Below are 1,928 nucleotides of genomic sequence, written 5' to 3'. Positions count from 1 at the left end.
CGCCACGCCTTGCGCGGCCGGGCCGTCACCTTCCGCGCCGACCCGTTCCAGGACGGCCCGGCCGCCGCCCTGGTCCACGAACCCGACGCGCTGATCGTGATCGAGGACGGGCATATCGCCGCCTTCGGCCCCCATGACGCGCTGCGCCCCACGCTCCCCGAGGGCACGCCGGTCACCACCTATCCCCGCGCCGTCATCTCGGCCGGCTTCGTGGACACCCACGTCCATTATCCGCAATTGCCGATGATCGCCGCCTATGGCGAGCAATTGCTGGAATGGCTGGAACGCTACACCTTCCCCACCGAGGCCCGCTACGCCGACGCCGGCTACGCCGCCCGCGTCGCCCGCCGCTTCCTGCGCGAATTGCTGCGCGCGGGCACCACCACCGCCGCCGTCTATTGCACCGTCCATCCCCAGTCGGTCGACGCATTCTTCACCGAATCCGCGCGGCTCGACACCCGCATGGTGGCGGGCAAGGTGCTGATGGACCGCAACGCCCCCGACGCGCTGCGCGACACCGCCCAGGGCGGCTACGACGATTCGCTGGCCCTGATCGACCGCTGGCACGGAAACGGGCGGCAGCTCTACGCCGTCACCCCCCGCTTCGCCGCCACCAGCACCGAGCGGCAGCTCGACCTCGCCGGCAGCCTGCTGCGCCAGCGCGACGGCCTGTTCATGCAGACCCACCTGTCCGAGAACGTGGCCGAGGTCGAATGGATCCGCCGGCTCTTCCCCAGCCGGCGCTCCTATCTCGACGTCTACGCCCATGCCGGCCTGGTCGGCCCGCGCGGCGTGCTGGGCCATGGCGTGCATGTGGACGAGGATACGTTCCACACCTGCCACGCCACCGGCTGCGCCATGGCCCATTGCCCGACCTCCAACCTGTTCCTCGGCAGCGGCGCCTTCCGCCTGTTCGACGCGCTCGACCCGCGCCGCCCGGTCCGCGTCGGGCTCGGCACCGACATGGGCGCCGGCACCAGCCTGTCGCAGCTCCAGACCCTGAACGAGGCCTACAAGGTCGCCCAGTCCACCGGCCGCCGCCTGCACCCCGTCCAGGCCTTCTGGCTGGCGACCGCCGGCGGGGCCCGCTCGCTCCATCTCGACGACCGGATCGGCACGATCGCCCCGGGGATCGAGGCCGATCTCTGCGTGCTGGACCCGTACGCCACCCCGCTGATGGCCCAGCGGGCCGAGGAATGCGATACGATCGAGGACCTGCTCTTCGTGCTCATGATGCTGGGCGACGACCGCAGCGTCCGCGCGACCTACGTCGCCGGCGCCCTCGCCCACGACCGCGACCACGACCCTGACCACGACCGCGACGCCCCTCCGGCTGAATGACGCCCCCGGCCGAACCCATCGGATGAACCTGCCGAACAAGGAAGATTTCTTCCGGGAGAGCCCATGCAGATCCGCGCCCTGCGCCTGCTCGTCGAACTGGCCGAGGCCCGCTCGATCCGCCAGGTCGCGCGGCGGCACGGCTTGTCGGCCACCGCCATCGTCCGGCAGATCGACCAGATCGAGCATTTCTTCGGCACCCCCCTGTTCGAGCGCGATGAACGCGGCATCCGCGTGACCGAGGCCGGGCGCCTGGTCGCCGAACGGGCCCGCGCGGTACTCTTCCAGATCGACGATATCCACGCCCTGCTGGACGACATGCGCGGCCTCAGGCGCGGCCAGATCACCATCCAGGTCAGCGGCGGCGTCGTGGCCGGCCTGGTCTCGCCGATGATGCACGATCTGCAGACGCACCATCCCGGCCTGCGCTTCTCCGTCGCGGTCTCCAGCGCCGCCGAGGTCATCGCCGCCATCCGCGCCGGCCGCGCCGAACTGGGGGTGACGATGTTCGTGCCCGACGACGCGCGGCCGCTGATCCGCATGTCGCGCCCGATCACCCATGCCGCCATCGTCGGGCCCAATCACCCCCT

Annotated in this window: 2 protein-coding genes; both read left to right on the top strand. The window is 71.2% G+C overall.

Annotated features, from left to right (window positions below; all coding sequences use genetic code 11):
• Positions 1 to 9: 9 nt before the first annotated feature.
• Positions 10 to 1,341: a guanine deaminase gene (gene guaD, locus HUK84_RS16560; protein WP_176641260.1), complete on the top strand. Its 1,332-nt coding sequence runs from the start codon at positions 10 to 12 to the stop codon at positions 1,339 to 1,341.
• A gap of 63 nt (positions 1,342 to 1,404) precedes the next feature.
• Positions 1,405 to 1,928: LysR family transcriptional regulator (locus HUK84_RS16555; RefSeq protein ID WP_176641259.1), on the top strand; the 524-nt coding region annotated here is incomplete at its 3' end.

The organism is Nguyenibacter vanlangensis (assembly GCF_013376155.1).
In the GTDB taxonomy this organism is placed as follows: domain Bacteria; phylum Pseudomonadota; class Alphaproteobacteria; order Acetobacterales; family Acetobacteraceae; genus Gluconacetobacter; species Gluconacetobacter vanlangensis.
Note: the sequence above shows the minus strand (reverse complement) of the source record. Positions and strands in the feature narration are given on the sequence as shown.